This window comes from Bacillus crepusculi (assembly GCF_014764715.1).
Classification (GTDB): Bacteria; Bacillota; Bacilli; order Bacillales; family Bacillaceae; genus Bacillus.
This window is the reverse complement of record NZ_JACXXE010000002.1, coordinates 193,204-217,915: the sequence shown is the minus strand read 5'-3', so window position 1 is coordinate 217,915 and position 24,712 is coordinate 193,204. Positions and strand designations below refer to the sequence as shown.

General features: G+C 43.2%; 21 protein-coding genes. 7 read left to right on the top strand and 14 right to left on the bottom strand.

Going from position 1 to position 24,712, the window contains the following annotated elements:
- Nucleotides 1-15: 15 nt before the first annotated feature.
- The 4 genes from IEE86_RS05060 to IEE86_RS05045 form a co-directional block, all read right to left on the bottom strand.
- Nucleotides 16-1,128 (bottom strand): acyl-CoA dehydrogenase family protein, encoded by a 1,113-nt coding sequence (locus tag IEE86_RS05060; protein WP_191096241.1) that lies wholly within the window; start codon nt 1,126-1,128, stop codon nt 16-18.
- An 11-nt stretch (nt 1,129-1,139) separates the two neighbouring features.
- Nucleotides 1,140-2,003, bottom strand: coding sequence for a 3-hydroxybutyryl-CoA dehydrogenase (locus IEE86_RS05055; RefSeq protein ID WP_191096240.1), 864 nt, complete (start codon nt 2,001-2,003; stop codon nt 1,140-1,142).
- Between the two features lie 19 nt (nt 2,004-2,022).
- The gene (locus IEE86_RS05050; RefSeq protein ID WP_191096239.1) at nt 2,023-3,198 is read right to left on the bottom strand and encodes an acetyl-CoA C-acetyltransferase; all 1,176 of its coding nucleotides are present in this window, start codon (nt 3,196-3,198) and stop codon (nt 2,023-2,025) included.
- Nucleotides 3,199-3,303: 105 nt separating this feature from the next.
- Nucleotides 3,304-5,415: a (Fe-S)-binding protein gene (locus IEE86_RS05045; RefSeq protein WP_191096238.1), complete on the bottom strand. Its 2,112-nt coding sequence runs from the start codon at nt 5,413-5,415 to the stop codon at nt 3,304-3,306.
- Nucleotides 5,416-5,558: 143 nt separating this feature from the next.
- Here IEE86_RS05045 and cls (IEE86_RS05040) point away from each other — a divergent pair, with 143 nt between their 5' ends.
- From cls (IEE86_RS05040) to IEE86_RS05030, 3 genes are all read left to right on the top strand, one after another.
- Nucleotides 5,559-6,755 (top strand): cardiolipin synthase, encoded by a 1,197-nt coding sequence (gene cls, locus IEE86_RS05040; protein WP_191096237.1) that lies wholly within the window; start codon nt 5,559-5,561, stop codon nt 6,753-6,755.
- 12 nt (nt 6,756-6,767) lie between these two features.
- A complete protein-coding gene (gene uvsE / locus IEE86_RS05035) occupies nt 6,768-7,730 on the top strand; it encodes a UV DNA damage repair endonuclease UvsE (protein WP_191096236.1) in 963 nt (320 codons plus the stop codon).
- A 73-nt stretch (nt 7,731-7,803) separates the two neighbouring features.
- Entirely contained in the window at nt 7,804-8,058 is a 255-nt protein-coding gene (locus IEE86_RS05030) for a general stress protein (protein WP_191096235.1), read from the top strand.
- A 30-nt stretch (nt 8,059-8,088) separates the two neighbouring features.
- On the opposite strand, the gene IEE86_RS05025 is transcribed toward IEE86_RS05030, so the two are convergent.
- The 3 genes from IEE86_RS05025 to cls (IEE86_RS05015) form a co-directional block, all read right to left on the bottom strand.
- Nucleotides 8,089-9,087 carry a S66 family peptidase gene (locus IEE86_RS05025; protein ID WP_191096234.1) on the bottom strand — a complete coding sequence of 333 codons (999 nt, stop codon included), beginning with the start codon at nt 9,085-9,087 and terminating at the stop codon, nt 8,089-8,091.
- Between the two features lie 72 nt (nt 9,088-9,159).
- Nucleotides 9,160-10,875, bottom strand: a complete 1,716-nt coding sequence (locus tag IEE86_RS05020; RefSeq protein WP_191096233.1) for an ABC transporter ATP-binding protein — start codon at nt 10,873-10,875, stop codon at nt 9,160-9,162.
- Nucleotides 10,876-10,979: 104 nt separating this feature from the next.
- Nucleotides 10,980-12,482: a cardiolipin synthase gene (cls, locus tag IEE86_RS05015; RefSeq protein WP_318010251.1), complete on the bottom strand. Its 1,503-nt coding sequence runs from the start codon at nt 12,480-12,482 to the stop codon at nt 10,980-10,982.
- A 267-nt stretch (nt 12,483-12,749) separates the two neighbouring features.
- On the opposite strand from cls (IEE86_RS05015), the gene IEE86_RS05010 reads away from it, so the two are divergent.
- Nucleotides 12,750-13,034 (top strand): hypothetical protein, encoded by a 285-nt coding sequence (locus tag IEE86_RS05010; protein ID WP_191096232.1) that lies wholly within the window; start codon nt 12,750-12,752, stop codon nt 13,032-13,034.
- A 184-nt stretch (nt 13,035-13,218) separates the two neighbouring features.
- Nucleotides 13,219-14,901: a hemopexin repeat-containing protein gene (locus IEE86_RS05005; RefSeq protein ID WP_191096231.1), complete on the top strand. Its 1,683-nt coding sequence runs from the start codon at nt 13,219-13,221 to the stop codon at nt 14,899-14,901.
- 329 nt (nt 14,902-15,230) lie between these two features.
- On the opposite strand, the gene argS is transcribed toward IEE86_RS05005, so the two are convergent.
- The 4 genes from argS to speE form a co-directional block, all read right to left on the bottom strand.
- A complete protein-coding gene (argS, locus tag IEE86_RS05000) occupies nt 15,231-16,904 on the bottom strand; it encodes an arginine--tRNA ligase (RefSeq protein WP_191096230.1) in 1,674 nt (557 codons plus the stop codon).
- Nucleotides 16,901-17,323 carry a YwiB family protein gene (locus IEE86_RS04995; RefSeq protein WP_191096229.1) on the bottom strand — a complete coding sequence of 141 codons (423 nt, stop codon included), beginning with the start codon at nt 17,321-17,323 and terminating at the stop codon, nt 16,901-16,903. The genes argS and IEE86_RS04995 overlap by 4 nt, the downstream gene beginning before the upstream one ends.
- A 549-nt stretch (nt 17,324-17,872) precedes the next feature.
- Nucleotides 17,873-18,745 (bottom strand): agmatinase, encoded by an 873-nt coding sequence (gene speB / locus IEE86_RS04990; protein WP_191096228.1) that lies wholly within the window; start codon nt 18,743-18,745, stop codon nt 17,873-17,875.
- A gap of 70 nt (nt 18,746-18,815) precedes the next feature.
- Complete coding sequence (speE, locus tag IEE86_RS04985) at nt 18,816-19,646, bottom strand: spermidine synthase (RefSeq protein ID WP_003214614.1); 831 nt, start codon at nt 19,644-19,646, stop codon at nt 18,816-18,818.
- Nucleotides 19,647-19,871: 225 nt separating this feature from the next.
- On the opposite strand from speE, the gene IEE86_RS04980 reads away from it, so the two are divergent.
- On the top strand, nt 19,872-21,941 hold the full coding sequence (locus IEE86_RS04980) for a transglycosylase domain-containing protein (protein ID WP_191096227.1): 2,070 nt from the start codon (nt 19,872-19,874) through the stop codon (nt 21,939-21,941).
- Nucleotides 21,942-22,066: 125 nt separating this feature from the next.
- Here the strand turns inward: IEE86_RS04980 and IEE86_RS04975 are convergent, their stop codons facing one another.
- Both IEE86_RS04975 and IEE86_RS04970 read right to left on the bottom strand, forming a co-directional pair.
- On the bottom strand, nt 22,067-22,585 hold the full coding sequence (locus tag IEE86_RS04975; protein WP_191096226.1) for a YwhD family protein: 519 nt from the start codon (nt 22,583-22,585) through the stop codon (nt 22,067-22,069).
- 12 nt (nt 22,586-22,597) lie between these two features.
- The gene (locus tag IEE86_RS04970) at nt 22,598-23,254 is read right to left on the bottom strand and encodes a site-2 protease family protein (RefSeq protein ID WP_224740833.1); all 657 of its coding nucleotides are present in this window, start codon (nt 23,252-23,254) and stop codon (nt 22,598-22,600) included.
- Between the two features lie 113 nt (nt 23,255-23,367).
- On the opposite strand from IEE86_RS04970, the gene IEE86_RS04965 reads away from it, so the two are divergent.
- Complete coding sequence (locus tag IEE86_RS04965) at nt 23,368-23,553, top strand: 2-hydroxymuconate tautomerase (protein WP_012011601.1); 186 nt, start codon at nt 23,368-23,370, stop codon at nt 23,551-23,553.
- Nucleotides 23,554-23,612: 59 nt separating this feature from the next.
- Here the strand turns inward: IEE86_RS04965 and IEE86_RS04960 are convergent, their stop codons facing one another.
- A complete protein-coding gene (locus tag IEE86_RS04960; RefSeq protein ID WP_191096224.1) occupies nt 23,613-24,425 on the bottom strand; it encodes a zinc-dependent metalloprotease in 813 nt (270 codons plus the stop codon).
- Between the last annotated feature and the right edge of the window lie 287 nt (nt 24,426-24,712).

Sequence of the window (24,712 nt, the reverse complement as noted above, 5' to 3'; positions counted from 1 at the left end):
ACGAGCCACCTCATTTCATATTAGCTGTTTACAAATGACCAGCCTTTGAATTTCACTTGTTCCTTCATAGATTTCACAAATTTTCGCATCACGAAAATAGCGTTCCGCATGATATCGATTCGTATAACCGTCCATGCCTAACAAATGGATGACTTCTGTACTGATCTCAACCGCTGTTCTTGAGGCAAATAGCTTTGCCATCGACGCTTCCTTTGTGACCGGGCGATTTGCCTCTTTATAAGCAGCGGCTTGATAGACGAGCAGCTTGGCCGCTTCAAGCTTCGCCGCTAAATCGCCTAGCCGAATGGTCGTTTCAAGACCTGCTGGATGTTGCTTTAAATAGGTCACTGCCTCCGTTAATGCAGCTTCTGCAATGCCAAGGCTTTGGGCCGCGATACCGATTCTCCCCGCATTCAAGCTAGACATGGCCATTCGGAAGCCCTCTCCTTCTGCACCGAGTAGCTGCTCCTTCGGGATTCGCACGCCATCAAAATGAAGCGTCACTGTTTTTGATCCGTGAAGTCCCATCTTCTTCTCATCTTTTCCAATCGTAAATCCCGGCGTATCTTTTTCGACAATGAACGCTGATATATTTTTTTTAGCAGAAGCAGGGTCTGTCACTGCAAATACAAGATACAGTTCTGCTTCCCCGCCGCTTGTGATAAAAATTTTCGTTCCATTTAATATATAGTGTTCGTCTACCTGCTCTGCCCTTAGCTGAATACTAGAAGCATCTGAGCCAGCGGTTGGTTCCGTCAGGCAAAAGGCTCCCAGCTTCTGCCCAGACGCAAGCAGCGGAACATAGGATTCTTTTTGCTCGGTCGTACCAAACGCCAAAATAGGCATTGTCACGACAGATGTATGAACGGACACAATGACACCGATGGTTGCACTCACTTTCGATAATTCATGAATCGCAATGATATAGGTCGTAAAATCTGCCTCTAACCCTTGATACACAGCTGGTATCGGAAGTCCTAGAAAGCCTTGCTTTCCCATCTTAGCTATCAGTGTTCTTGGAAACTGACCTTGTTCCATGGCTTCTACTTCAGGGAGTACATGCTGACGTGCAAATGCTGCCACTTGTTCTCTCCAAAGACGCTGTTGTTCCGTTAGCATAACATCCATCTTGACTCCCCCTATGAGTGGTCGTGGTATGTGTAAAAACCTCTCTTTGTCTTTCGGCCAAGCCAGCCTGCATTCACGTATTTTTTCAAAAGAGGACAAGGTCGATATTTGCTATCTCCAAGACCCTCGTGAAGGGTATTCATAATAAATAAACATGTATCCAGTCCAATTAGATCAGCAAGACGAAGCGGGCCCATTGGGTGATTCATCCCAAGTGTCATGATGCTGTCAATACTTTCTGCATCTGCTACGCCCTCATAAAGGGTATAAATGGCTTCATTGATCATCGGCATCAATATGCGATTTGATACAAAGCCCGGGAAGTCTTCCACTTCAATTGGGGTTTTGTTTAATGTCTTCGCTGCTTCAAAAACGAGTTTGTATGTTTCGTCATTCGTTTGCAATGCACGGATCACCTCAACCAGCTTCATCACAGGAACAGGATTCATGAAATGCATGCCAATCACCTGCTCTGGCCTTGTCGTAACGGCTGCTAATTCTGTGATGGAGAGGGAAGACGTATTGGTTGCAAATATCGTCTTCTCCTCAGCGAATTGATCGAGGGTTTTAAAGATTTGTTTTTTGACATTCATTTGTTCAGATGCCGCTTCAATCACTAAATGAACCTGCTGTACGTCCTTTAAATCTGTGGAAACGGCAAGCCGCTGCGTAATATCACGGACTGCCTGATGTGCCAGCTTTCCTTTTTCCGCTCGTTTCGTCAGCTGTTTGGTCATGGAGGAAATGGCTCGATGAATCTGCTCTTCTACTGCATCGTGGAGCAGGACTGTGTAGCCTGACTGAGCAAATACCTGGGCAATGCCAGATCCCATTTGACCAGCCCCAACGACCATGATGGTTTCTTCTGTACTCATGACAATAAGCGCCTCCCTTTTAATCCACCTTGATCATAATGGCATCCCCTTGACCGCCCCCACTGCATATCGCCGCGATACCAATACCTCCTCCCCTTTGTCTCAACGCATGAATTAAGGTCAGTATGATCCGTGTTCCACTTGCCCCAATTGGATGGCCTAGTGCGACTGCTCCTCCATTGATATTTAATTTCCGCCGGTCCAGCCCGATCATTTTCTCACAGGCTAGAGCTACCGCTGAAAAAGCCTCATTGATTTCAAACAAATCAATATCCTCTAGACGCTTTCCTGTTTTCTTTAAAACCATCTCGATTGCAAAGGCTGGTGTTTTCGGAAAGTCCTTCGCCTCTATTGCTACCTGTGTATGTCCAAGTATGACAGCCATTGGTTTTTCACCATGCTGCGTAGCATATGTGTCTTTCATGAGAAGAAGCGCACTTGCTCCGTCATTGACACCTGGTGCATTTCCAGCGGTAATTGTACCTGTCTGGTCAAACACAGGCATGAGCTTTGAGAGCCTTTCATATGATGTATCACGCCGCGGGGATTCATCTTCTGTGATGAGCTGATCCCCTTTTTTCGTCTTGACGGTCACTGGGGTGATTTCATGTTGAAAAAAGCCGTTTTTTTGAGCCTCGATGGCTCGTTCGTGACTTCTTAGTGCCCAAAGGTCCTGCTCTTCTCGCGTGATGCCAAGCTCGTTTGCTGCCCTGCTTCCATACTCACCCATATGAACACCTGTAAACGAACAGGTTAATCCATCTAAAATCATCGCATCTTGTACTGCACCATCTCCCATTTTGTAGCCCCATCGCGCTTTTTTTAGCAAATAAGGGGCGTGAGACATGGATTCCATACCACCCGCTACGATGACCTCAGCATCTCCCGCTCGAATGATTTGATCTGCTGTGCTCACGCTACGCATTCCTGATGCACAGACTTTATTGATGGTTTGCGCCGGGACAGACCATGGAAGATCAGCATATCTTGCAGCCTGCCTTGAAGGAATCTGACCTTGCCCTCCTTGCAGAACACTTCCCATGATGACCTCATCCACCTCATGAGAAGTTGAGGCTCTTTCCAGCGCAGCCTTGATCGCCATGCCGCCTAATTCTGCGGCAGTTAAGCCACTTAAAGAACCGCCTAGTTTTCCAAAAGGTGTTCTTGCTCCAGATACAATGACTGTCGTGCTCATGTATGTCCCCTCCAATTTGTTACCGCTTACATCATGATTCAGGCAGCTGATAAGACAGCGCCATGCTTAAGCCGATGAACATCGATATTCACCGGCCTGCCATCCTTACGAAGCCTGCGTTCCAGCCTCGCCAAACACGGATTTTTCAAGAAGTTCTGCCACGTCAAATGTGCCTACCTGCTCCTCTACTTCTTTCGCTTTCGTCCCATCTCCCAGCATGGTTAAACAATAAGGACATCCTGAGCTGATGATGGACGGCTGCACCTGTAACGCCTGCTCCGTTCGTGCTGTGTTAATCCGGGTACCTGTCTCTTCCTCCATCCACATTAAGCCCCCTCCTGCACCGCAGCACATACCGGTTTCACGATGACGCTCCATTTCTTTCAGCGTCACACCAGGAATGGCTTTTAAAATGTCTCTTGGCGGATCATACACCTCGTTATATCTGCCCAGATAGCAAGAATCGTGGAAGGTAATCACCTCGTTCACTTCATGTACAGGCGTTATTTTCCCTTCTTTCACTAGCTCTGCCAGTAATTCTGTATGATGATACACTTCTGCCTCAAGCCCGAAGTCTGGATATTCATTTTTAAATAAATTGTAGGCGTGTGGATCAATCGTGACGATCTTTGTGACGTCGTTTTTCTGGAATTCTTCAATGTTTTTTGCAGCGAGCTCTTGGAATAAAAATTCGTTTCCAAGTCTTCTTGGTGTATCCCCTGAGTTTTTCTCTTTATTGCCTAAGATGGCAAAGGAGACACCTGCTTCGTTGAGGAGCTTTGCAAAGGCAAGCGCAATCTTTTGGCTTCGATTGTCATACGCCCCCATTGACCCAACCCAGAATAAATACTCAAAGGTCTGATCTGCTTTTTTCAGCTCTTTCACTGTCGGCACATGCACATCTTCTCTAAGATCACGCCAATTTTCTCTTTCTTTTCGGTTCAATCCCCACGGGTTCCCTTGGCGCTCAATGCTTGTCATGGCTCGCTGTGCATCTGCGTCCATTTTCCCTTCAGTCAGCACAAGATATCTGCGCATATCAATAATTTTGTCAACATGTTCATTCATGACAGGACATTGATCTTCACAGTTTCGGCACGTTGTGCATGCCCAGATTTCTTCTTCTGTAATGACCTCACCAATGAGTGAAGGGTGATACATAGTGCTAGCAGCCGATTCTTCCGCTCCAGCGCCTCTCGCCTGCATCGCCAGCTGATTTCCTGTCGTCTGCTTAAAGACAAGCTGCGGGACCCAAGGGGTCTTTGATGTGATGGCGGCTCCTTTATTTGTTAAATGATCTCTTAATCTTAATATCAAATCCATTGGAGACAGCATCTTCCCTGTCCCTGTTGCCGGGCACATATTCGTGCAGCGCCCACATTCTACACAGGCGTAAAGATCAATCAGCTGAGACTGACGGAAATCTTCAATTTTCCCCACACCGAAGGTTTCTTGAGTCTCGTCTTCAAAATCAATTTTTTGCAGCTTTCCTGGCGGGTCTAATCTGCTGACAAAAACATTGACCGGACCTGCAATCAGATGAGCGTGCTTAGACTGCGGGACGTATACTAAGAACGTCAGTAAAATAAGAAGATGCACCCACCATGCGACATAAAAAACAATCGTTGCCGCAAGAGGCGAGAGCCAGCCCAGCAAGAATGCAATACCGGAAGCGATTGGCTCAGTTGGTGATAGAGAGTGTCCATGCCAGATAATATTCATGCCGTTTCCCAGTAAGACTGTCAGCATCAAGCCGCCAATAAACAGCAGCACAAGGCCTGATTTAAAGCCTCTTTTTAAACGGACAAGCTTCTCCACATATCTTCTATGGAAAGCCCAAACAACTGCTACTAAAATAAGAAGTGTGACCACCTCTTGGAAAAACGTAAAGACGCCATACAGTGGACCTAAAGGGAGCCCGCTGCCCGGAACAAGTCCCTTCATAATAAAATCAAGGGCTCCGAACTGGACAAGGATAAATCCGTAGAAAAACAGCACATGAATGATGCCACTCTTCTTGTCCTTTAACAGCTTCTTTTGCCCAAACACATTGATCCAAACACGCTCTAAGCGTTTCTTCATGTCTTGTTGAAACTCTTCTTTTTTACCAAGACGAATATATGCCGCTCGTGTTCGAATGAGATAAATAAACAAATACACAGCGTAAGCGGTCACCGCCGCAAATGCGATCAAGTTCATGATTAAAAGGCTATTCATCCTGCTCCCCCTTTCATTCCCCACAACCCACTTTGTTCCGTTTCCATGTTGTACCTCTATCATAAATAATGAATGAGTATTCAGTCAATATTTTTTACACATTTGGGTACACTATTGATATATGCAAAAAAGGAGGAAGCTTCATGATCGCATTGATTATCCTACTCGTATTCATTGCCATTGTTTTGCTCGTACTGTTAGACCTTTATATGGGAAAGAAATATTTTTCTACTCACGCTTTTGAACGATCTTTTGACCAAACAAGCGGTGATGCCGTTTTTTATCATGATGGCGAACCACTTTTTGATCAGTTGCTTAACGATATTCAGCAGGCCTCTTCTTCTATTCATATGATGTTCTTTATTGTAAAGAACGACAAGATTGGTCAAAGGGTTTTACAAGCGCTGAAAGCCAAAGCGGAACAAGGCGTTTCCGTCATTTTGCTCACAGATCGATTAGGCTCCTATTCGCTTGATCAAAAGTCGATTGACATGCTAGAAAGAAGCGGCATTCAATTTTATTTTCTCAATAAACCTCGTTTCCCTTTTTTGATTTATCGATTAAACATGAGAAACCATCGTAAAATCACGGTAATAGACGGAAGGATTGGCTATATTGGCGGGTTTAATATTGGCGATCAATATGTTGGGAAAAAGGGCCGTTTTGGCATTTGGAAGGATTTTCATTTACGCATGACCGGACAGGTTGTCGCAGATCTCCAGCACGTGTTTCTCAATGATTTATACCGTTCATCTGGCGTTCATCAGCTACAATATGAGGTTTTTCCCCCACTTGAACCGGGAACACTTCAATGCACAACACGCGCGACTGCTGGCTTTTCTTTAGAAGCCTTATTACTCCAAGATATTCAGCAGGCAAGGCAGCAGATCATCATCTGTACGCCTTATTTTATTCCATCAGCCCCTCTTCTCAAGGCACTGCTTGATGCACGAAAGCGAGGCGTCACAGTTGAAATCATTATCCCTATGAAGGCAGATCACCCACTTGTTAAAGAGGCTGGATTCCATTATTTGAAGGATTTAATTGCCGCCGGCTGCCTTGTGTATCGTTTTTATAAAGGGTTTTATCATGCGAAAGCCATTCTCATAGATCACAGCCGCTGCATGATCAGTACAGCGAATTTTGATAAACGCAGCTTGTTTTTAAACGAAGAAATAGAAGTAGCCATTGATGACGCCGTCTTTACGGCGCATGTGGAGGAAAAGATTCGTGAACATATTGAAGTGTCCGAGCGCGTGACAGAAGAGAAATTTCAGCAGCGCCCTTTTTTCACACGGCCGCTTGAATGGGTAGGCGCCATGTTTTCGTATTTTTTATAAAGGAGATGACATATGCGCTATCGATTTGGTTATGTGTCCAATGCTGTCACCCTGTGGGAAGCTTCTCCTGCCAAGTCGCTGACCTTCGCACGATACAGCAAGCTCTCAAAAGAAGACAGGAAAGAGGCTTTATTGCGAACAACGAAAGCCAATCTTGTGAATACGTTAAGAACGCTTTATTTTGCCATTGCTCATGATATTCCGCTTTACCGTTTTTCCAGCTCAATTGTTCCACTAGCAACCCATCCCGAGGTTCGCTGGGACTTTGTGACACCCTTTCGCAAGGAGTTCCTAGAGATTGGCGAGTTGGTGAAACGGCACAGGTTACGAGTGAGCTTTCACCCCAATCAATTCACCTTGTTTACAAGCCCAAAGCCTTCCATCACAGAGAATGCGGTGATGGATATGACGTATCATGTTCAAATGCTTGAGGCGATGAAGCTCGAAAAGGAAAGCTATATCAACATTCATGTGGGCGGTGCTTACGGTGATAAAGATTCGGCTCTTTACCGCTTTGATGAAAATATTAAACAGCTTCCGGCGCATATCAAGGCGAGAATGACGCTTGAGAATGATGACAAAACGTATACGTCGTTGGAAACGCTTGGTGTATGTGAAAAGCACGATATTCCATTTGTTTTTGATTACCATCATCACGTGGCAAATAAAGATGACAATGCAGCGCTTGAAGACATCCTCCCAAGAATGTTTGGCACTTGGACAAGCACTGGTATTCCGCCTAAAATCCATTTATCCTCACCTAAATCAGAAAAAGCGATACGCAGTCATGCGGATGGTGTAGATATGACCTTTGTCTTACCGCTTTTTCAAGCATTAAAACCATATGGACGTGATGTAGATTTTATGATTGAGGCGAAGTTAAAGGATCAGGCCCTGCTCCGTCTAGTCGAAGAACTGTCTGCGATAAGAGGCAATCGGCGAACAGGCGGGGGAACCATTGAGTGGAAATCATAGAGACAGGTTTATCCCTGTGCAAACAGGGGTAACAAAGCTATTGTGAGAAAGTAATGAACAGGAGGATATGAGGATGTCTCAAATCTATTCAATCCGAATCGCTGCGAAAGCGTTGAATTTACATAAGCTTATATCTCTATATGAAAAGTGCCAGCAGGCTCAGCATCGTTTATATGTGTATTCGAAAAAAACAATGTGCAGCATTAAAAATGTGGTAGAGCTTGAAGCCTTCAGGCTCACTCATTTAGAGTCAGACTACTTAATTGTGGTAGAAGGGAAAAAGGCACAAGACCTCCTTCAACCATTTGAAAAAGAGAAGGTTTCATAAAAAAAACGCAGCCGGGGGCTGCTTTTTTTCTTATATCCACGCTTCCGTTAACCAAACTTTCGTTGTGGTTGCATCTATTTTCACTTGTGTCCCTATTGGCATGGTGAGCATCGGGTGCGTATGAGCACAGTCAAAATTAGCGATGAGCGGTCTCTTTGTGTCTCCTAGCACCTCAAGTAAAATATCATGCGGCTCTTTGCCCGTTCCTTCATCATCAAACAGCTCATGTTTCCCTAGGAGGATACCTGATACTTGTTCAAACACACCATTTACCTTCAAAAGAGAGAAGTTTTTTTCTACAATCGAAGCGGTTTTCATGCAATCTTCAATGAGGAGGATGTCCCCCTTCTGAATAACAGGCATGAACTCACTCCCCCAAATGCCGTACATGGCATTAAGATTCCCGCCGATCAGTCTGCCTTTAGCCTGTCCCTCTATGAGGCACAGCCAATCGTTTGGTCGCTTTTCTTTGTCACGCGTCTTCTCTTCCCAATTGATCCGTTCATCTGTCCAAAAGGGCGGTTTTTCCACCTGATATGGAATGGCTTGCGGGTGCATCAGGATCTCCTCAAACGACTGATATGTATAGTTGACGAACGGTTCAAACTCCCCAAAGGATGGGACAAGTGCCGGCCCGTAAAAAACAGGCATCCCTGTTTTTTCATATGCTGCTAAAAGAATCGCTGTCGCATCTGAATAACCGATCATGACTTTCGGATGTTTATTCAGCAGGTCAAAATCAAGATAAGGCAGTAAACTATTCGAATTTGTCCCGCCAATCATCGACATCACGCAGGCCAAATCCTCTCTAGCCATCAGCTCATTCAGCTCATTTGCTCGTTCTCGAATCGTACCTGAACGGTAATGATCCTCTTTCCCTGTTAATGATCCTGGTTCCACAATGAATCCTTTATGCTCAAGCCACTTCTTCGCCCTCTGATACCTCAGAGGCGAGGTCGCAGATGCAGGACTTGAAGGTGAAAAAATACCGATCTTATCGCCCTTTTGTAATCGCCGAAGCCCCTTCATTCCATCAGCTCCTTCCTACACGAGTTTTAATTATCCTAACAAAAAAGGCCCTTTATCAAAAGGGCTTTTTCCTTAATGTCCAAACTGCGCTTCATGCAGTCTTCTGTATACGCCGCCCATTTGGATTAAGTCTTGGTGACGGCCTTGTTCTTGGATACCTTCCTCTGTCACAACGATGATACGGTCAGCATGTTTAATCGTCGCAAGCCGGTGGGCAATGACGAGTGTGGTCCGGCCGGCGGCCAGCTCACTCAGTGCATCCTGTATGGCTTTTTCTGTTTCTGTATCCAGTGCTGACGTGGCTTCATCTAAAATGAGAATAGAAGGATTTTTTAGGAACATCCGTGCAATCGACAGACGCTGCTTTTGACCGCCTGACAGCTTGACGCCGCGCTCGCCTATCACAGTATTTAATCCTTCTGGGAAACGCTGAACGAGTTCCTCTAAATGTGCACGTCGTACGGCCTCCCAAATCTCTGCATCACTCGCTTCTAGGTTGCCGTACGCAATATTTTCACGAATGGTGCCTGAGAATAAAAAGACATCCTGCTGCACAATGCCGATCTGCTGTCTTAAAGAAGACAGGGTCATGGTTTTTGTGCTCACTCCATCAATCGTGATCTCTCCTTCATCCACATCATAAAAACGAGGCAGCAAACTGCAAATGGTCGATTTCCCCGCTCCTGATGGCCCGACAAACGCAACAGTTTCTCCTTGTTTGATCTTCAAATGGATACCTTTTAACACATGACTGTGCTCATCATAGCCAAACGTCACGTTTCGGTATTCAATTTCACCCTTCAGTCCGTAAACATCACGAGCTCCTTCTGTATCCTTCACATCCGGCTCTGTTTCAAGTAAATCGACATAGCTTTTAAAACCGGCAATGCCTTTTGGGTACATTTCAATCACCGTGTTGATTTTATCAATCGGTCTGAATAAAACGTTTGTGATGAGAACAAAGGCGATAAAACCACCTGCCGTTAATTGACCTTGCAAAACAAACCATGTACCAGCCAGCAGGACAAACAGCGTCACAAGACGTGTGAGAATATAGCTGATCGAGCCATTGACGGACATGATTTTATAAGAAAGGAGCTTCGCCTTCCGAAAGCGGTTGTTGTTTTCAGCAAAGCGTTTTTTCTCGAAATGTTCATTTGCAAAGGCTTGAACAAGCCGAATGCCGCCGATATTATTCTCCACCCTTGCATGAAAGTCTCCAATATCATTGTTCAGCTGTGTAATCGCCTTCGTCATCTTCTTATTAAAATAAAGCGCAAGCCAGATGATAACAGGCATGATCAGGAAGGTTAAAATGGCTAGCTGCCAATTAATCATCAGCATAACAGCAAAGGCGCCAAGAATCGTCATAATCGCAATGAATAAGTCTTCAGGCCCGTGATGCGCTACCTCACCAATGTACATGAGATCATTCGTCATCCGTGACATGAGCTTTCCCGTTTTATTGTTATCAAAGAATTTAAATGAGAGGCGCTGAAAGTGATCAAATAGCTTTTTCCTCATATCTGTTTCAATATTGATACCAAGCATGTGCCCCCAGTATGACACGATAAATTGCATAACCGAGCTGAGTGCATAAATGACAAACAGAGCAAGTGCGGTCCAGCCAATGACCGTCCAGTTCCCTGTTGGCAATAATGTATCAATGAAGTAGTTCACAATAAGCGGAAAACCTAGTTCCATCAGTCCAACTGCGACAGCGCAAAAGAAATCTAAAAAGAACAGACCGCGATAGGGCCTGTAATAGGCGAAAAAGCGTTTTAGCATATGTAAAAAAACCTCATTTCCTCTATAATTGATAATCATTTTCAATTATAGAGGAATCCTCTTCAAAATACTAGATCAGGAAATGATTTCTCCAATGGAAAACCTCACAGCACACCAGAAAACAACCGGGCAAATGATTCCTTCAAGCGCTCTTTTAAGCCCCTTTTATAAAAATGAACCGGTCCCATTTGCTCACATTCTTTCATATCCTCCTCATAATGAGCCATCAATTGCTCAATTGGCTTTTTCGCGGCTGTAAAGACATTGACCTCGAAATTGAGCTGAAAGCTTCTCATATCCACATTGGCCGTACCAACAGAGGCAAGCTCTCCATCTGCAATCATGACCTTTTGATGCATAAAGCCTTTTTGATAGTGATACACCTTGATGCCTTCTTTCAGAAGCTCAGCAAAATAGGATCGTGTGGCGTATTGTGTGAGAAAGCCATCATTTGTCTCAGGTACCATCACCCGCACATCCACCCCTCTAGTGGCAGCGATTTTAAGCGCTGTACGAATGGACTCATTGGGGACAAAATAAGGTGTCGCTATCCAGATAAATTGCTTCGCATTTGAAATGAGTGCATCATATAAATCACTCATACTTTCCTTCATATCAGGTCCAGTGGGTACAACCTGAATGACATCCTCTCCTGTCACAGGGTGCGGCGTATGATACTTCGGATCATCAATTAACACCTCATCGGATACATACTCCCAGTCCAGCATGAACACGGAGTGAAGGGTTTGAACAGCCTCACCCTTTAGTATTGCATGCGTATCACGCCAAAAGCCGATGCTTTCATCTCCCCCTACATATTCCTTCCCAACATTTAACCCGCCGACAAACCCCGTTTCTCCATCAATAATCACGATTTTCCGGTGATTTCGGAAATTGAATTTTTGATTAAAGAATCCATATTTTAAAGGCAGAAACGGAGCGACTTTTACACCTGCTTGCTTCAATCGTTTAATATCCTTTCGAGAGAAGCGAATGCTACCTGCCGCATCATATATGAAGCGAACCTCTACCCCTTCTTTCACTTTTTCAATCAGAATCTCCATCATTTGGTGACCGAGGAAATCAGATTTAAACATGTAATATTCAATATGAATGAACGCTTTTGCCTTTTTCAACTCTTCAAAAATAAGAGGAAAGGTTTCCTCCCCATTCTTTAAAATATCCATATCACTATTTGTATTCACATGCATGCCTGTCGCTTTTTCTGTGTAATGAAAAAAAGCACGCTGATTCTCGGTTAAACGTGTTTCATCCGGCTTGCTCTCAAGCTCAGATATTCTACGTAACTTTTCACGGTTATACATTCTCTTTGATTTGAATAAATGGCCTTTTACGTAGAGCTGTCCTGAGAACAAATAGAACATATATCCGATGATCGGGAAAAAGATCAGCACATAGATCCATAACAATGTGTGCTGTGATGTCCGATTCTCTAGCATGAGCGAGACGATACTAAATAAAATAATGGCGATATAACTAACTACGTAAAGCTGAAAGCCCCACGCTGGCACCGGCCACCAAAACATCACATATGCCCCGAATATCATGAAATATAAAAATAAAAACTCTAGTCTCCTCTTTTTCACATTCTCCGCCCTCATTCTGTCTTTTTCTCTTCCATACCCTTTGCACAGCTTGTCTGAAACGCACGATTCACTGCTTTCTTCTAGCTTTTACAGACTGGAGTGTTTTGATTCTTTATAATCGGGGTCTATCAAGGATCAACAAAAAACAAATTCTGTTTTTCTCCGCATGACGACCTTTATTAAGTTGAGAAGAGACTTCTTAATGTTTGCATAAAAAGCAAAAGGGAGGAGATAAATAAGTGAAAGACGAGAAAGGATGTGTTCGAAATGTCTATTAGTTCCGGCGGATGGGAATTTCAAGACATGCAAGGTTGTAATTTACCCCAACCTGTAGCAACAGCATTTAGCAAGGCTTTTGAAGGTTTTGTAGGTGTTCAATATGTCCCAGTTTTATATGTGGCATCTCAGTTAGTTTCTGGAAATAACTATTGTATTATCTGTAAAACGACTGCTACTACTAATCCTCCAATGCAGGGTTGTAAAGTGGTCATTATATATGCTGATTTAGAAGGTAATGCCCATATCACTAATATACATGATGTTATTCATTAAACCGAAACTATGCTGTTTTGATTCAAAATAGAGGATGATTATTTAGTCTTAACCGTTATCACCTCATCTCAGATCGATTACTACTAAAATTCAACTCCTTCAAAGAATACAAGGCCCCTTCAATCAAAATGTTAAAGGGGCCTTTTTTGAGGGAGAATCAATTTATGAAAAGGGACTGACTGTATTGACAAAACATACATTAAAGCACTCGATTCACATGGAAACCGAATACAATTGTGGCGAACCTATCATACTCAAATTCGAGCTCCAAAACCTAATGGATTCAGATTGCGGTTTGTTGATATATGATAATCCTCTTGAGGGAGAAGTCTTAAATTTTATAGAAATTCGTAGAAAAGACTTTATCATTCCTTATGATGGACGTTTAGTGAAGCGTGCGGAACCTACTAAAGATTCTTACCGAATCATTCCAGCAGGGAAGACGATTGTTGAGAAACTCGATTTATCCACATCATTTCCAATCCATGAGCCTGGTATTTATACAGTTACCCTCTATACCAAGTTCCTTGATGTTATCTCCCCAGTGAATGGAGAAATCAAACTCCCTACCAATAAGGAATTTGAGATGTTAACCCTAGATCCGTTAACCACAGAATTTAAACTTCTAAGTCATATTAAGCCTAGACTTACATCTGGTGAAAAGGCACGTAAATGGGAGAAAGAACTTCTCCAGCAGAAGAAAACAACACTAATAGATAAAAATAAATCCTCAGTGATTACTATTAATCCCAAAGAAAATCAACCTGTGCCTCAAGGAATTGACCCAGATATCATGAAAGTCATCGAGGCAGATGCTAATGCTAGAGCCTGGATAAGCGCTACATTATTGGAGTTGTCCGAATGGAGTCAGGAAAATAAGAATGAACTCTACGTTGAATTGTTTGGAGCATATTCCCCAAATAATTATAAGGTGATTCAGGATCATTTTAACAAAATTAAAGAGGTTTTAGAGGGAATTCACTATTATGTGAAACCCGGAGCAGATTGTAAACCAAATTATTTTGCCTATACTTATTTTAATTCAAAGGTGGTGTATCTTTGCCCCCAATTTGATGCAGCACCTGCAACAGGGATAGACTCTAAATTCGGTGTCCTAATACACGAATGGAGCCATGCTGCTGCACAAACAAAAGACATCAGTTATGGACTAGATAACGCGAAGCAACTTGCTATCAGCAATCCAGCAGAAGCCATTCTTAATGCTGCCAACCATAAATATTTTGTTGAAATACTGGCTGACAACATGTTGACGGCTCCAATCGTTTGGCCTGACGGCAAAAAGGCGTATTTTTTTTGCGCTGGAGAATACTATCAATATGATATTAAAAAGGACAAGGTGGATTCTGGGTACCCGTTACCTATTGAACATAATTGGCCTGGGCTTTGGACGGACAGAATTGATGCTGCGGTGGTTTGGCCGAACAATAAAGTCTATTTTTTTAGAGACTCGGAGTATATGCGCTATGATATAGCCTCTAAAAAAGTGGACCCGGGATACCCGTTACCTATTAAAAATAATTGGCCTGGGCTTTGGACGGACAGAATCGACGCTGCGGTGGTTTTAACGAACGAAGTAGCTTTGTTCTTCAAGGATTATACGTACATGCGTTACGATATTAAAATGGATAAAGTAGATCCACCCACCCCATTTTCAACCATCAATGATTTTCCAGGATCTTGGTCTCATTCTATAAACGGAATGGTGATTTGGCCTACTAATAAAAAAGCATATATGTTTAAAGGTTGGAGATATTTGCGATATGATCTCAATAAGACAGAAGTAGATTCTGGATATCCCTTATTCATCAAGAACAATTGGCCTGGTCTGCCTGGTTATATCAGTTGATGTCTATATTTCAATGATATAGACATCTATAATATAGAGGTATTTAGGTGATCCATCATAAAGCCAAAAGCACTTGTACATCAGGTGTTTTTTCTATGCAAATTTTTTTTAAAAAAGTGATCCAACCCTCCATCCCCTTCGTTAAGTAGATGTAAAAAGAAAAGAGAGGAGGCAAAAACATGTTCTCTGATGTACTTAGCCAATTATTTGATTCTATTTCTAACATCATTAATACGCTTGGTTAATTTTCAAAACCCGCTTTCCTTAGAAGATAGCGGGTTTTTCATATAAAAAGCCCCGCTTCTACAATAGAGCGGGGGCTTTTTGTATTACATTTTTTCCGGTGCAGATACGCCAATTAGTTTTAATGCATTAGCGAGTGTAATTTGTGTCGCCTTCATCAGTGACAGACGTGCTGTTGTTTTGGTTTCGTTTTCTACATCAATGACCTTCTCGGCATTGTAGAAGCTGTGAAGGGCTGATGCAAGGTCATAAATATAGTTCGTCACGCGGTGCGGAATACGTTTTTCAGCGGCTTCTGCTACAACTTCTGGGAAGCTGCCAATGATTTTCAGCAGGTCGTATTCTTTTTCAGACTGGATGTGAGAGAAATCTGCTTTCTCAAGATTCGGCTCGAAGCCTTTTTCCTCGCCTTGACGCAGCATACTGCAAATTCTCGCATGCGCATATTGTGCATAGTACACAGGGTTTTCGTTAGACGTTGAAATCGCTAAGTCTAGGTCAAAGTCCATATGTGTCGCCGCACTTCTCATCGCAAAGAAATAACGAGTGGCATCTAAGCCTACTTCTTCAATCAGATCACGCATTGTCACTGCTTTTCCTGTACGCTTACTCATTTTCATCTTTTCACCGTTTTTATATAGGTGAACAAGCTGAATGATTTCTACTTCAAGCTTGTCAGCAGGATATCCGAGTGCTTGGATCGCCGCTTTCATTCGAGGGATATAGCCGTGATGGTCCGCTCCCCAAATGTTAATGAGCTGATCAAAGCCTCTGTCCAGCTTATCCTTATGATAGGCGATGTCTGGAAGCAAGTATGTGAAGCTGCCGTCTTTTTTAATCAGCACACGGTCCTTGTCATCGCCAAAATCAGTTGAACGCAGCCATGTTGCGCCATCTTCTTCAAAGATATAACCTTTAGCGCGAAGTGTTTCCAGCGCTTGTTCGATTTTTCCGTTTTCATATAAAGAGGTTTCAGAATACCACACATCAAATGGGACACGGAAATTCTCAAGGTCTACACGCAATTTCTCTAATTCGTATTTCAATCCGTACTCACGGAAGAACTTCATACGCTCTTCTTCTGGTTCATGCACGAAACGGTCACCAAATTCATCCGCAATCTTTTGCCCGATGCCTTTGATGTCTTCACCTCTGTAGCCGTCTTCAGGCATGTCTTTTTCAAGACCGAGCGCCTCAAAGTAACGTACCTCTACAGATAAAGCGAGGTTATTGATTTGATTCCCTGCATCGTTGATATAGTATTCACGGCTCACGTCGAACCCTGCTTTATCAAGGATATTGCAAAGAGAATCACCTACAGCTGCTCCGCGGGCATGTCCAAGGTGAAGGTCACCAGTTGGGTTGGCTGAGACGAATTCGACTTGCACCTTTTGACCGCCGCCTGTATTCGTTTCACCATATGCCTCTTTTGCCTCAAGGACAGCTGGGATGAGCTTTGTTAAATACTGATTGTTCATATAAAAGTTAATGAATCCTGGACCTGCGATATCCAGTTTTTCAATCGACGCTTTCCCTTTGTCAAATGCATTGACAATGTCCTCTGCAATTTGACGAGGTGCTTTTTTCGCAATGCGGGCAAGCTGCATCGCCATGTTGGTGGAATAATCACCGTGAGTTTTCTCTTTTGGCACTTCTAAAAGGACATCTGGCACCTGGTTTTCATCAGCAAGTCCTGCTTTGACGACTGCCGCAATGATTTCATCTTTTAATGCATCTTTGACCTGTTCTGCTATATTCATGAACGTAAATCCTCCTTATACGAAATCGATAATGTATGTAAATGCTTTTGATCTTCCCCTGTCAGCATATCGTACGTAATGTGCAGTAACCCATTGTCCACATCGAAATCAATGCCATGTGTGTGTACATCAAGCTGAAGTGTACCAAATGGCATCGTGTAATGTGTGACAGTCGTTTCTCCAATGAGAAAGCGCTGTTTCATTTGAATAGCACCTGATCTCATGACAAAAATTTCTTTTTCACTCATTTTCACAACGGTTTTTACTTGACCCATTTCATGTTCTTCATGGTAAGTGAGATACGTTTTGTCATTCTTCTGTTGGTACGTTCCAGTTGTTCGGAATTCGATCGTTTCAGCCGGTTCCGTCTCTGGTTTCATCACTGATTTTACATGAATTGAAATTTGGTTTTGTGTCATTTTGCACTTCCTTTGCTAAGACCCGTTTAACTAAAATAGTATACCATAATCACGATCGCCTATCATACCATCATTTCTCTTCTTCACGACGATTAAACCTCGTTTTTGGTCTTCAAATCTCTCTTTAGAAAAAAAGAAAAATGAAGCTAACCAATATCACGAGTGTAGCCTTTAATCCTAAGTCTTTTCTCTTCAGAAAATAAAAAAGAGCTTGTATGCCTGAACTTGCCAAAAATGCCTGAAAAAAATCAAATGGCACGATTTGTGCCTGCTTACATACCACCTGCATGAATAACGCAATGGCCGTCAGATAGAAAAAGCCTCGATCCTGAAATAGACCAACCATCTCTTCCTTTCTTCCTTTTTCGAAGCAAAAACGGGCGGCTCAGCTACGAGCTCTCGTTTCAGCGTGAGAAAGCCTGCCGCTCACACACATAAAGCGAGAAGCACCATCAATATAGAAGAGAGCATGAGCTGCCTCCTTTACTTTTTGATCCATGTAAAAAAAGAGCTTGTCTACATGAGATGACAAGCTCCTCTATCAACTTATTATTTCACAAACCCAAGCAGCATTTCACGTAAAAGCTTACTCGCTGTATTCGCTGTTTGGTCAGAATGATCATATACAGGCGCTACTTCAACAAGGTCTGCACCGACTACTTGTACATCAGATCCTGCAATCGCATGAATGGATGCAAGCAGCTCTTTTGACGTAATACCGCCAGCATCCACTGTGCCTGTACCAGGCGCATGAGCTGGATCTAGTACATCAATGTCGATCGTCACATACACTGGACGACCTTTCAGCTTTGGCAATACTTGCTTTAATGGTTCCAGTACTTCAAATGTAGAAATGTGCATCCCCGCTTCTTTTGCCCATTCAAATTCTTCTTTCATTCCAGAACGGATGCCGAAAGAGTATACATTTTCAGGTCCAATAAGTCCTGCAACTTTACGAATCGGTGTCGAGTGGGAAAGCGGCTCACCCTCATATTCCTCACGAAGATCCGTATGTGCGTCCATATGGATAATCGCCAAATCAGGATATTTCTTATGCATCGCACGGAAAACTGGCCAAGACACGAGATGCTCGCCGCCCATTCCTAATGGAAACTTCCCTTTTTCTAAAATACTGTCGACATACTCTTCAATTAAATCTAAGCTTTTCTGTGCATTTCCAAATGGGAGCGGGATGTCACCAGCATCAAAGAATGGTACCTCATGCAGTTCACGATCCAAATAAGGGCTATATTCCTCTAAACCAATGGATACCTCACGAATACGGTTCGGACCAAAACGTGAGCCTGGGCGGTAGCTAACTGTCCAGTCCATCGGCATACCGTATAAAATGACCTTTGCATCTTCCCATGTCGGATGACTTCCAATAAACACTTTTCCTGAATACGCCTCATCGAATCTCATGCAAAATTCCTCCTTTTACGCTTCAAAAAATGCGCAAAATCGTCATTTGCGCATGTCCATTTCGCTTCATTTATTTGATTAAGTCGCTCACAAATTTCGGCAGAACGAATGCCGCTTTGTGCAATTCTTTTGTGTAATATTTTGTGTCAATATCAAAGAAGCGGCTGTCTTCTACAGCAAGTGGATCATATTTTTTAGAACCGATGGTAAATGTCCAAAGACCACTTGGATACGTTGGGATATTCGCTGTGTAAAGCTTTGTAATCGGGAAAATTTCCTTTACATCACGCTGTACATTTGTAATCAATTCTGGAGTGAACCAAGGGTTGTCCGTTTGTGCAACAAAAATACCGTCTTCTTTTAGTGCTTTAGAAATTCCTGCGTAGAACCCTTTAGAGAACAGGTTCACAGCTGGCCCGACTGGCTCAGTTGAGTCAACCATGATGACGTCATATTCGTTGTCAGCTTCCGCAATGTGCATAAAGCCGTCGCCGACTTTGACATCTACACGAGGATCGTCTAGTTTCCCAGCAATTGAAGGAAGGAATTTCTTCGAGTATTCAATGACCTTACCGTCAATATCAACAAGTGTCGCTTTTTTCACACTTGGGTGCTTGAGAATCTCACGAATGACACCGCCGTCTCCTCCGCCTACGACAAGTACATTTTCCGGGTTTGGATGAGTGAAAAGAGGAACATGTGCCACCATTTCATGGTATACAAACTCATCTTTCTCAGATGTCATCACCATGCCGTCTAAAAACAGCATATTGCCAAACTCTTCTGTTTCCACCATTTCTAAATGCTGAAAGTCTGTTTGTTCTGTGTGAAGGGTTTTGTTCACCTTCAATGTAATGCCAAAATTCTTCGTCTGCTTCTCTGTATACCAAAGCTCGCTCATTGTCCATCTTCCTCTCATCCAATAATAAACAAACATCTATTGTTAGCGCCTTTTATCGGCTATGACTATATCGATTGTCCAAGAAAAAAGTATAGTGGATTCATATCAAATTGTAAAGAACCGCATGCGATATCTTCCCATTTCAAGCACGCTCATGCAATCGCTTGTTTAAAACGGTTTTCTTTGTTCCATACTGATAAAAAACCGTCAAAATGGGGGCTTTGCATGGACACAATCATGAGTAATAAAAAAATCCGCATGACCGTGAAAACGATTCGAGCCTGCTTTTTTATTGGCTTGCTCGCTTTTCTATTTGCAGGCACAGTCTTTTTGACGATTCTTTTACTCGCAAAGTGGCAAGGTGCCCCTTCTGTTCAAGTTCCCCAATCCACGACCATTTATGCAGCAGATGGATCAAAGCTTGGAGAGTCCAGCTTTGGGGAAAAGAGGTATTGGGTCCCGTTAAAGGATATGTCCCCTCATATCAGGCAGGCAGTTGTAGCTGTTGAGGATAAAACCTTTTATGAGCATCATGGCTTTGATGTGAAACGAATGGCAGGTGCTGCGGTGGCCGATATTCGTGCCATGGCAAAGGTACAAGGTGCCAGCACCATCACCCAGCAATATGCACGAAATCTGTATTTAGATCATGATAAAACGTGGAAGCGGAAGTGGAATGAGGCCTTTTACACGATTCGCTTAGAGCAAAACTATACGAAAGATGAGATTTTAGAAGGATACTTGAACACCATTTATTATGGTCATGGAGCGTACGGTGTGGAAGCGGCGTCCCGCCTGTATTTCGGGAAAAAAGCGAAGAATTTGACACTAGCCGAATCTGCTCTGCTTGCTGGTATCCCAAAGGGACCTTCCCTCTACTCTCCTTATGTGAATGAGGAGAAAGCGGGCGCAAGAAAGAATATGATCCTTAGGCAAATGCAAGAGGATGGCATGATTTCGAAAAAGGCAGCAGGTGATGCCGCGAAAGAAAAACTGTCCTATCGTCCTTTGCAGCAAAAGCAGCTGCAAGCAAAGCAGGCTCCGTATTTTTATGATGATGTCATTAGAGAATTGAAACAAAGCTTAGGGTTAACAGAGGAACAGATCGAAACCTATGGACTTCATGTCCAAACGACCCTAAATCCAGAATTACAAAAAATCGCAGAGAAGACGTTAAAAGCCACGATGAATGCCGAATCAGACATCCAAGTCGGCTTTACCGCTATCCATCCCCAAACAGGTCATGTACTTGCCCTCATTGGAGGAAGAGATTATGAGAAAAGTCCATTCAATCGGGTGACACAAGCAAAAAGACAGCCCGGTTCAACCATGAAACCTCTTCTCTATTACACTGCCTTGCAAAATGGTTTTACACCAGCAACTGTCATGCGCAGTGAGGAAACCGTTTTTGAGCTGGATGATCAAGGAAGCGGTGCGGCTTATTCACCAAGCAATTATCACGGCTATTACGCAAATGACGGTATAACGATGCTTCAAGCCCTGGCGCTATCTGATAATATTTATGCGGTCAAAACCCATTTATTTTTAGGCATGGAGCAGCTTGTACGTGCAGGTAAGACTTTTGGGATCAACGAAAAACTAGATCAAGTGCCCTCCCTTGCCCTAGGAACGTCTCCTGTCAAACCAATTGAAATGACCAATGCTTACGCTATGCTGGTCAATGGTGGAAAACGCGTCAAACCAACCTTTATTACGAAAGTAACAGACGCAAAAGGCAACGTGCTCTTTGAGGAAAAGCAAAAACGAGAGCAAGTCCTAGATGAAAAAGCAGCATTTGTCACCACCGACATGATGTCCGGTATGTTTAATGATCAATTAAACGGCTATACAAGTGTCACTGGACGTACCATTATCAAGGATCTTACGCGAACATACGGGGGGAAATCGGGGACGACAGGAGCCGACAGCTGGATGATCGGCTTCTCGCCCCAGCTCGTCACGGGTGTATGGACTGGCTATGATAAAGGGCGCACCATTGACTCGGTCGAAGAAACCGCCTATGCGAAAAAAATATGGGCTACCTTTATGGAGTCAGCTCTTTCGAAGCAGCCAGCCTCCTCCTTCATGCCGCCAGATGGCGTAAAAGGTGTGTATATCAATCCAAAAACCGGCGATCTCGCAGGCCCAGGATGTGAATCAAAGGTATTCACCTATTTTATAGAAGGAACGGAGCCGACAGGTATCTGCTATGGTCCTGAGGGGAAATCCTCTGAGCAAGAACCTGTTCAAGATCAAAAGCCAAAGAAATGGTGGGAAAAGTGGCTAAAACGCTAAAAAAGGACATGAAAAACCCCGAGACCTGCATCTCGGGATTCTCCATGTCCTAGCTTTAACACCAGTTTACTTAAAAAATGGCTGGAATTGGTCGCCAACCACCATTCTTCACAAAAATTTCACAATTATTCAGGGACAGCCAACCCTTCTTTTAATTCATCTGTAGATGCTTCCCATAATGCTTCATTATGACTCTTCAAAAAATCAGCAAGCACTTTTTTCGATACGTCATCCATATGACTAACGACGATTTTGCGCTTCATCGATTTATCCATTAAATTCACATGCTCTGGAAGTGACTTATATCCGCGGCGGATTGAGCGGTCGACAGTCATTTCACAGGCTGTCACCCCTGCATAATAAGGTCCATCTTCTCTACGGTCAATGGTCACCCATACGAGCCAATACGGCTTTCCGTTCGGCACCTCTTCTTTGCTTTTCAAAAATTTAATCCCTTTTTCCACGGCACTTCTTGCATGCATCGCACCAATATCAATGATCGCTTCCTTTTCCTCGACATCAATGATAACTGGCGAAATATTATCAAGGCTGAGGGCGCCTGCCCCAAAGCCTCCATGTCCATCAGTTGCATCTGTTTTTTTAATGATATTAAATCCGATTGGTTTCTTTTTTTTACCTTCCATTCATTAAACCTCCTAAAGCAGCGGCTTCAAAATAAGATTAAACAAGTGTATGATTTGATTTCTCATACCGATCAATGGACCAAACACAAACTGTCCGAGCGGTGTAATGACGAATATGAGGAAAATAATGATCCCGTATTGTTCAAATTGCGTCATTTTCGCACGGATGCCCGGACTGACAACGTCCTCAATAATACGATACCCATCCAGCGGCGGGAGTGGTAGTAAGTTAAATAGAAACAAAATGACGTTTAGGTTAATAAAGATTAAAAAGAAATTATCGACCCCTGGCTCAAAGCGCACGAGCGACTCCCCGCCAAATTTCTGAAGAAGCACATACACAAAAAAGCCTAGAAATGCTAAAACGAAGTTACTTAAAGGCCCAGCAATGGAGACACAAATCCCTGCCAACCGCGGGTTTTTAAAATGGTAACGATTCACCGGCACAGGTCTCGCCCAGCCAAACCCAGCGACAAAGATCAAAATCGTCCCGAATATATCCAGATGCTTTAATGGATTTAGCGTAAGTCTCCCTTGATTCTTAGCTGTCGGGTCTCCGAAACGATACGCAACATATGCATGCGCCAGCTCGTGCATCGTGAATGCCACAACAAGCGTAATGGCGACATATGGAATAAGTTCTAATGGATAAACAAGAAATTGGTCCAAAGGCATGAATCCCTCTTTCTTTCTATACAATGATTTACTTCATTCAGTATACTATAAGAAGTCCCTTAAACTAAAGGGAAGCGAAGCACTAATGGAAAAAGGAGGTTGCCATCATGCCGATTGTCACCGTTCAAATGCTTGAAGGAAGAACAGATGAGCAGAAAAGAGCTCTTGTAGAGAAAGTCACTGATGCCGTTGTTGAAACAACAGGTGCAGGTGCAGAAAAAGTCTCTGTCATTATTGAAGAAATGAAAAAAGAACACTATGCCGTAGCAGGAAAACGAATCAGCGATCTGTAAGCATATAAAAAGGACAAACACATCTGTATCTGTGTTTGTCCTTTTGTCTCTTAATCATCTTATCTGTACCACGCTTTATTACGGTTCACTTGACTTTTATGAGCCGCATCGAAGTAATCAACTGTGTAGGAATAATCATAATTCATTAAGCAGACAATTCCGCTGCCTTGAGGGTCATGCGGCAAGCCAAAGTTATGGCCGTATTCATGCGTAGCCGCTTTTGCTGTATTGGCTGTTCCTTGGTCAAGGTTGACAGCGAATGCACTTCCGCTCGGTGCACTATTGTAAACATAAGCGATTCCGCCAGCGTCAAAGTTTGGATTTGCTGTAAATCCTGTGACAAAGTCGTATCCTCTGCCATCAAAGCTGCGCTGAAGGTTGGAAAGAATTTGCGATGAATTTGATCCTGAAGACGTCCAAGACCCTACTGCTTGTACGACAAAGTCCACATCATGGTCGCGGTTAAATGTGACGTCCGCTTGCTCAATGATGCTGACAATCCGCGTCTGCCAATCACTATATTTCGCGCGATACTGCGCATCAGCAACTGCATAGACCGTCACCTTCTGACTGCCTGTACTTGCTTTTGTAGAAATGGAATCTCCTGTATTTGCTTTAAAGGTTCTAGATCCTACCTGTTTACCAGACTCATCTAAAATCTTTGTTGTGACATCTCGTTCAATTGGAGGTGCTGTCGTCAAATCTTTAAAATCGTTTGCCTTTGGCAACCCCTCACTAATATGGGTTTCGAACGGCGCATGACCATGATCATGCTCATGACCTGCACTCGCCACTGGTGCTGAAGCTGAACTTACCCCCGGTAACAAACTACCTACCAATAAAAATGACAAAAAGACTGAACGCTTTTTCATTCCTATCCCTCCTTTGTTTTTCACAAGGTTATATATTCACTGAAAATTCACCATTTTCCTTCTATTCAGTCAAAAACAGGGAAATAGATGCACAGGAAGAAAGTCGAATCACGTCATATTCACTAATTTTTCGGATATTTTGGCACACTTTTCATCGAAAAATAGCGCTTTTGGTCTGGGTCATTCGCTTAGGAATCGCACCTCTTTTTTCAAACTAGCCTCATAAAGAAACAAAGATTGATATTAGAAAAGATAAAGTCACACTTTACTGATACCAATTATACTTC